Raw genomic sequence first — 7,819 nt, 5'->3', positions numbered from 1 at the left:
GATTTTAAAGCATTATAAGAAATGATTACGCAAGAACAAATTGATTATTTTGAAGATAATACCCCCTAATTATTTCATAGTAATAGGGGTAGATGGTTATAACTCTATAGCTGACAATAATAGTTATTTTGATAACTATTATTTACCTAAGTATGTGGAAAAATAACTCTTATTAGTATGTTAATCATGTCTTGGTATTCAGTAGAAATTGCTTTTCATGCAGATGATAAAGAATCTGAATTATACAAGTATAGTGATAAAGAGTTTACTGCAGAGGATGTAAATATTTTAATCAAATTAATTTCAGGCAGTATGCATCATAAAGGATACATTCATTTTCTATTTAAAGATGATGAAGGAGAAGAATTCTTGATGTATATCTATGGTGATTCTACAATTGGATTTTGTAATATGACGGAAAAAACTAAAAAATACGTTGAAAAACAGGTAAATAAGCAAGGATTATCACTGTGGCTTGATGAAAGTGAGTAAATGAACTATAAAGAAGCTGTTAAATTAATAGAAAAATTAGTGGAAAAGAAATGTTATTATGTTGACTTTGTGCCATTTACTTTTTCAGATAGAAATTATGCTTAACTTGATGATTACTTAGAAACACATTATAAAGAAACATACGCGAAAAAAATAATCTTCATTGCTTTTTCGCTGATGTATTACTATGATTGTCACGTTTACTTGGATGAAGAAATGAGTGAATCTTTTTCTAATTTTAAGAAATATTGGTTTAGATATCTTAGATGCCATTCATTCATAAATTAGTTGTTGAAAATCGCTCTGGACTTAACATTATTATTACTCATGCTGATAAATACCCATTCATTAATGCGAATAGAAGATGGCTATCAAACATTGTTTTTCAATATTAATGGTGAATGTCTAAATATAATAAAACAGCTGGTAGATTACCAAGGGCTGTTCTTAAAAAAGAGCAATATTTCAAGATAGTATTCGACTTTGGTCGTGAACAAGGACGTTGACAGAAGAGGATTTTGTAGTACAATTATTTTCAGCTTAAGATATGTCTATTAAAGTTGAATTTCAAAGAGAGAGCCAATTGGTGAGAGGGCTTAATTCGCTTTAACAGATGCTCCTTTAAGTTTTATTAATTAAGAATATCAAGAGGTAACAAACACTGTTGCAATCAAGGTGGTACCGCGCGTGGAGCGTCCTTGAATAAGCAATGGTGTTTTTTATTTTGTTTATGGGAGATAAAAATGAAGAAACTAACTAGTTCAGAGTTTCGCCAAATGTTCCTTGACTTCTTCAAGGATCATGGCCATATGATTATGCCAAGTGCATCACTTATTCCACAAGATGACCCAACTCTTCTTTGGATTAACTCTGGTGTTGCTACTATGAAGAAATATTTTGATGGTTCAGTTGTACCAAAGAACCACAGGATTACTTCTTCTCAAAAGTCAATCAGAACTAACGATATTGAAAATGTTGGTAAGACTGCTCGTCACCAAACTTTCTTTGAAATGCTTGGTAACTTCTCAGTAGGTGATTACTTTAGAGATGAAGCTATTCCTTGGGCTTGGGAATTCTTAACTAGTCCTAAGTGGCTTGGCTTACCAAAGGAAAAGCTTTACTGTACTGTTTATCCAAAAGACGTTGATTCACAACGTGTCTGGGAAAAAGCTGGTATGCCAGCAGACCATATTGTTAAGTTAGAAGACAACTTCTGGGATATTGGTGAAGGTCCATGTGGTCCTGATACTGAAATTTTCTACGACCGTGGTCAAGAAAACAACGACGTTGCTGAAGACGATCCAGAAAACTTCCCAGGTGGTGAAAATGCACGTTACCTTGAAATTTGGAACATCGTATTTTCACAATACAACCACTTGCCAAATGGTAAGTACGTAGACCAACCACACAAGAACATCGATACTGGTATGGGGCTTGAACGTGTACTTTCAATTTTGCAAGATGCACCAACTAACTTTGAAACTGACTTATTCTTGCCAATTATTCATGCTACTGAAGAAATGACTGACGGTAAGAAATACGGTGAAAACAAAGAAGACACTACTGCATTCAAGATTATTGCCGACCACGTTCGTGCCGTAAGTTTTGCTATTGCTGATGGTGCTCTTCCATCAAACTCAGGTCGTGGTTACGTTCTTCGTCGTTTGATCCGTCGTGCAGACCTTCACGGTCAACGTTTAGGCATTAAGGGCGCCTTCCTTTACAAGCTTGTACCAGTTGTTGGTAAGATTATGCAAAGTCACTACCCAGAAGTTATGGATCAACGTAGTTTTATCGAAAACGTAATTCAAAACGAAGAAGAAAGATTCCAAGCCGCTCTTGATACTGGTTTGACTTTGCTTGATGACTTAATTGATAAGGCTAAGAAGTCAGATGACAAGACCATCTCAGGTAAGGATGCCTTCAAGATGTTTGATACTTACGGCTTCCCATACGAATTAACCTTTGAATCAGCTCAAGATGCTGGCCTTAAGGTTGATAAGAAGGGCTTCGATGCTGAAATGCAAGCTCAAAAGGAACGTGCACGTAAGGCTCGTGGTGATCTTCAATCAATGGGTCGTCAAGATGTAACTTTGATGAACATTAAGGACAAGTCAGTCTTTGAACGTGACACTTATGAAGAACCACATGCTAAGCTTCTTGACATCGTTGTTGACGATAAGTTAGTTGATAAGGCTGATGGTGAACATGCAACCTTAGTCTTTGACAAGACTCCATTTTACGCAGAACGTGGTGGACAAGTTGCTGACCACGGTAACATTTATGATCAAGATGGTGAACTTGTTGCTAAGGTAACAGATGTCCAACATGCTCCAAATAACCAAAACTTACACTTTGTTGATCTTATTTTGCCAATGGAAAAGGGCAAGGAATATGTTTTGAAGATCGACAAGGAACGTCGTGAAGGTTTACGTCACTCTCACTCAGCAACTCACTTGCTTCACGCTGCACTTCGTCAAGTTTTAGGTGAACATACTCACCAAGCAGGTTCATTAGTTGATCCTGACTACTTGAGATTTGACTTCACTGCTATGGAACCAATGACTCCACGTGAAATTAAGTCAGTCGAAGAATTAGTTAACCAAAAGATTTGGGAAGCTATCGATGTTAAGACTACTATCACTACACCTGAAGAAGGTGAAAAGATGGGTGCCTTAGCCCTCTTTGATGGTAAGTACGGCGACAAAGTTCGTGTTGTTCAAATGGGTGACTTCTCATCAGAATTCTGTGGTGGTACTCACTGTTCTAACACTAACCAAATTGGTATTTTCAAGATTATTTCTGAATCAGCTGTTGGTGCTGGTATGCGTAGAATTGAAGCTGTAACTTCAAAGAAGGCATACCAATACTTAGCAAACCGTTCAAGCTTGCTTGATGATATTCAAGCTGATGTTAAGGCAACTAAGCCAGATAACATCATTGATAAGATTGACTCACTTGAAAGTGACTTGCATGACAGTCAAAAGCAAGTTGAAGCATTGACTAAGCAAATCAACCAAGCTAAGGCTGGTCAAATCTTTGACGATGTAAAACAAGCTGGCGATTTGACTGTAATTGCTACTGTTGCAGATGTTAACGGCATGAACGACCTTCGTGAACTTGCTGATAACTGGAAGAGCGGCAACAAGTCAGATGTTTTAGTTTTAGCTGCTGAAAATGATGGCAAGGCTAATATGATTATTAGTTTAGGCCAAAAGGCTTTGGACAAGGGTCTTAAAGCCGGCGACTTAATTAAGAAGGCTGCTCCAATCTTTGGTGGTGGCGGCGGTGGTCGTCCTAACATGGCTCAAGCTGGTGGTAAGAGGCCAGAAGGTCTTAACGATGCTATCAAGGCTGTAATCGAAGAAATTTCTAAGAACTAAGAATTAATTAATTGTGTTTAAGCTTTTTTTCAAGTAAAATTGTTGGCAGGAGGAATAAATATGAGTTCGCTAGATAAGACTATGCATTTTGACTTTAATCAAAATAAAGGAAAGAATGTTTATGACACTCTGCAAGATGTTTACAATGCGCTTGAAGAAAAGGGCTATAATCCTGTCAACCAGATTGTAGGTTACTTACTTTCTGGCGATCCTGCTTATATTCCACGGCATAATGATGCCCGTAACTTAATTCTTAAGCACGAACGTGATGAAATTATTGAGGAACTCGTTAAGAGCTATCTTGGTAAGAATAAATAATGCGATTATTAGGTTTAGATATAGGCTCTAAAACTGTGGGTGTTGCGGTCAGTGATGAGTTAGGAATTACTGCACAGAAGTTAGAAACTATTAAGATTGATGAAACCAAATATAATTTTGGCATGCGTCCATTGAAGAAGTTGGTTAGACAATATGAAGTAGATGGCTTTGTATTAGGTCTACCTAAGAATATGGATGGCACTTCGGGAGCTTCAGTAACCCGCAGTAAGGCTTATGGCAAAAGACTCGAAGAAAAGTTTGGCTTGCCCGTGCATTATTCTGATGAAAGATTAACAACTATCGAATCACGCCGAGTACTTGTAGAAGATGCAGGTATTCATGATCGTAAGAAACGTAAACAAGTGATTGATCAGATGGCAGCGGTGCTCATATTGCAAAATTATTTGGATTTACACCGAAAGGATTAATATGGCAGCACAAGTTAATGGTGACGATAAAGATCGTCAAATTACTTTGATCGATGATCAAGGTAATGAAGAATTGTATGAAGTATTATTTACTTTTCATTCAGATGATTATGATAAGTCATATGTGCTTCTTTACCCAGCCGCTGTTGGGGACGACGAAGATATTGAAGTACAGGCTTTCAGTTATGATGCAGATGACGCAGGTGATGTCACAAGCAGTGATTTGCACGAAATTGAATCTGATGATGAATGGGACATGGTACAAGGAGTTTTAAATACTTTCTTGGATGATGATCGCCTAAGTGGTAAATAATAAAAAAAGGACTAGCTGCGGCTGGTCCTTTTTGTTAGTTTTTGAAAAGAAATATAGATAGCTATGAATGATAAAATTTTAAAAATCTTAGAGTTTGGCGAAATTACTAAAAGATTAAGCAAATTAGCAATTACCGCTCCAGCTAAAGAGGCAGCACTAAAATTGCGACCAAGCAGTAATTTTGACCAAGTACAAAATGAATTAAAGCAAACGTTGGCATTGGCTGACTTATTGCGAGTTAAAGGACGGCTTCCGTTAACTGACTTTCAAGATGTTCATCCTAGTACTAAAAGATTGGGCGTTAAGGCAAATTTAAATGCACAAGAGCTAGGGAATTTGCTTCTTGTTTTAAGTTTAGCTAATGAAATCAACGAATTTCTGGAAGATGTTGATGATGAAAAGCTTAACTTATCAGCTATTGATTCAGTTTTGGATCAGCTAGATGTTCCAGATCTTTTATTTAGAGAATTAAAAAAGTCAGTTGACTATGATGGTGAAGTACTTGATACTGCTTCAAATGCATTAGCGCGTTTGCGTCATGATATGCGCAGCAATGAAGAAGATATTAAGAATCGGATGGATGCTTATACTAAAGGAAATAGCAGTAAGTACTTATCTGAACAAATCGTTACTATTCGTGATGATCGCTATGTTATTCCGGTTAAGCAAGAATATCGTGGCAAGTTTGGCGGTGTGGTTCATGATCAAAGTGCCAGTGGTCAGACTTTATTCATTGAACCTGAAGCAGTATTGAATTTAAACAACCACCAACAGAATTTAATTGCTCAAGAAAAACAAGAAGTTCGCAATATTTTAAAGCATTTGTCTAGCTTAGCTAGAGAAGAGATCAACAGCATCAATAATATTGCCAATTCATTGACTCGCTTAGACTTTTTACAGGCAAAAGCAAAGTTAGCTAAAGAAATGAAGGCCAGCGAACCTAAGTTGACTCAGGATCATTCGTTAGAATTACGGAATGCACGCCATCCGTTGATTGATCCAGAAAAAGTTGTTCCTAACGATATTCGCTTAGGTGGCGATTATGACACAATGCTGATTACTGGGCCAAACACTGGTGGTAAGACTATTACTCTTAAAACCGCGGGGTTGTTGCAATTAATGGCTCAGTCTGGTCTATTTATTCCAGCTGAAGAAGGCAGCAAAGTTGGAGTATTCAAAGAAGTTTACGCTGATATTGGTGATGAACAATCAATTGAACAATCATTAAGTACTTTTTCATCACATATTAATGACATCATTGCCATTATGAAAAACGTAGATAAAGAAACTTTGGTTTTAATTGATGAAATTGGTGCAGGAACGGATCCAGAAGAAGGGGCTAGCTTGGCTATTAGTATTTTGGACTTTTTGCGCAAAAAAGATGCTAAGATCATGGTTACTACGCACTATCCAGAATTGAAACTTTATGGATACAATAGACCGCGCACTATCAATGCATCAATGGAATTTGACTTGAAGACTTTGTCACCAACATACCATTTGCAAATTGGAATTCCAGGTCATAGTAATGCTTTTGCGATTGCCCGCAGACTGGGGATGCGTGAAGATGTAGTTAAAAATGCGCAGAATTTAATGTCAGACGAAGATTCTGATATTAATAAGATGATTGCCAAATTAAATGCGCAAACTAAAGCAGCTACTACTGCACGCAACCGATTAGAAACAAGTTTGGATCGCAGTCAAAAGCTTGAGCAGAAATTGCAGCAAGCACTTGATTGGTACAATCAACGCGTTCAAAAGCAACTTGATTTTGCCCAAGAAAGAGCTAATGAAGTTGTGGCTAAAAGACGTAAAAAAGCTGATAAGATTATTGCGGAATTGGAAAAGCAGAAAAATGTTGGCGTTAAAGAAAATAAGATTATTGAAGCCAAGGGTGAACTTAACAGCCTAGAACGTCAGGTTCACAATTTAGCCCATAATAAGGTCTTACAGCGTGAAAAACGTCGACATCATGTAAGTGTAGGGGATCAAGTAAAGGTCCTTTCATATGGACAAACAGGCACTATTACTAAGAAATTGTCTGAGCATGAATATGAAGTGCAAATGGGGATCATTAAAGTCAAAGTTAGTGATCGTGATATTGAGAGAATTGCTAAGAATAATGCCCAGCCTAAGAAGAAACTGGTTAGAGCAACGAGTGCGATTAGACGTAGCAATGCACATAGTGAGCTCGACTTGCGTGGTCAACGCTACGATGAAGCCATGACTAATTTAGATCGTTATATTGATTCTGCTTTGCTTGCTGGGTTAGATATTGTAACGATTATTCATGGAATTGGTACTGGCGCAATCCGTAAGGGTGTTTGGCAATATTTACGCAGCAGCAATCATGTTAAAGGCTTTAATTACGCGCCTGCTAACGAAGGTGGTAACGGTGCCACAATTGTTAAATTAAAGTAGGCAATCTTCTTGTAAAAGGTAAGTAAAGCTGATATATTATTAATATAAGATTTGAAGAAAAAACGATATTAAACGATATTAATTGAAAGAGGTAAAGCATATGGTTGATGCAATTACTGATCAAAACTTTGAAGAAGAAACTAAAGATGGCGTTGTTTTAATAGACTTTTGGGCAACTTGGTGTGGTCCATGTAAGATGCAATCACCTGTAATTGACCAATTAGCAGAAGAACGTCAAGACGTTAAGTTTACTAAGATGGATGTAGATCACAATCAAGAAACTGCTAAGAATCTTGGTATTATGGCTATTCCAACTTTGATTATTAAGAAGAATGGTCAAATTGTTGATCGTTTGACTGGCTACACTCCAAAGGAAAAGTTGAACCAAATTTTGGATCAATATGCTGGCTAATTAAGACAAAAAATAAGCTTGTGGCGAGGCCACAAGCTTTATTTTATGCTTC

The 7,819-nt window shown here is 37.1% G+C and carries 7 protein-coding genes; all 7 read left to right on the top strand.

The genetic code is table 11. The features are described from left to right. Window positions 1-186: 186 nt before the first annotated feature. Window positions 187-492: a hypothetical protein gene (locus HMPREF0518_RS08275; protein WP_023193052.1), complete on the top strand. Its 306-nt coding sequence runs from the start codon at window positions 187-189 to the stop codon at window positions 490-492. Window positions 493-1,235: 743 nt separating this feature from the next. Next, window positions 1,236-3,875, top strand: a complete 2,640-nt coding sequence (gene alaS / locus HMPREF0518_RS08265) for an alanine--tRNA ligase (protein ID WP_003627754.1) — start codon at window positions 1,236-1,238, stop codon at window positions 3,873-3,875. Between the two features lie 60 nt (window positions 3,876-3,935). Continuing rightward, complete coding sequence (locus tag HMPREF0518_RS08260) at window positions 3,936-4,193, top strand: IreB family regulatory phosphoprotein (RefSeq protein WP_003627753.1); 258 nt, start codon at window positions 3,936-3,938, stop codon at window positions 4,191-4,193. After that, a complete protein-coding gene (ruvX, locus tag HMPREF0518_RS08255; protein WP_003627752.1) occupies window positions 4,193-4,621 on the top strand; it encodes a Holliday junction resolvase RuvX in 429 nt (142 codons plus the stop codon). Before HMPREF0518_RS08260 ends, ruvX begins: the two co-directional genes overlap by 1 nt. A 1-nt stretch (window position 4,622) precedes the next feature. Continuing rightward, window positions 4,623-4,934: a DUF1292 domain-containing protein gene (locus HMPREF0518_RS08250; RefSeq protein ID WP_003627751.1), complete on the top strand. Its 312-nt coding sequence runs from the start codon at window positions 4,623-4,625 to the stop codon at window positions 4,932-4,934. Between the two features lie 63 nt (window positions 4,935-4,997). Further along, window positions 4,998-7,355 carry an endonuclease MutS2 gene (locus tag HMPREF0518_RS08245; RefSeq protein WP_003627750.1) on the top strand — a complete coding sequence of 786 codons (2,358 nt, stop codon included), beginning with the start codon at window positions 4,998-5,000 and terminating at the stop codon, window positions 7,353-7,355. 100 nt (window positions 7,356-7,455) lie between these two features. Then, window positions 7,456-7,767 carry a thioredoxin gene (gene trxA, locus HMPREF0518_RS08240; RefSeq protein ID WP_003627748.1) on the top strand — a complete coding sequence of 104 codons (312 nt, stop codon included), beginning with the start codon at window positions 7,456-7,458 and terminating at the stop codon, window positions 7,765-7,767. Window positions 7,768-7,819: the final 52 nt, after the last annotated feature.

Source organism: Lactobacillus helveticus DSM 20075 = CGMCC 1.1877, assembly GCF_000160855.1.
Classification (GTDB): domain Bacteria; phylum Bacillota; class Bacilli; order Lactobacillales; family Lactobacillaceae; genus Lactobacillus; species Lactobacillus helveticus.
This window is presented reverse-complemented; position numbering and strand designations above follow the sequence as displayed.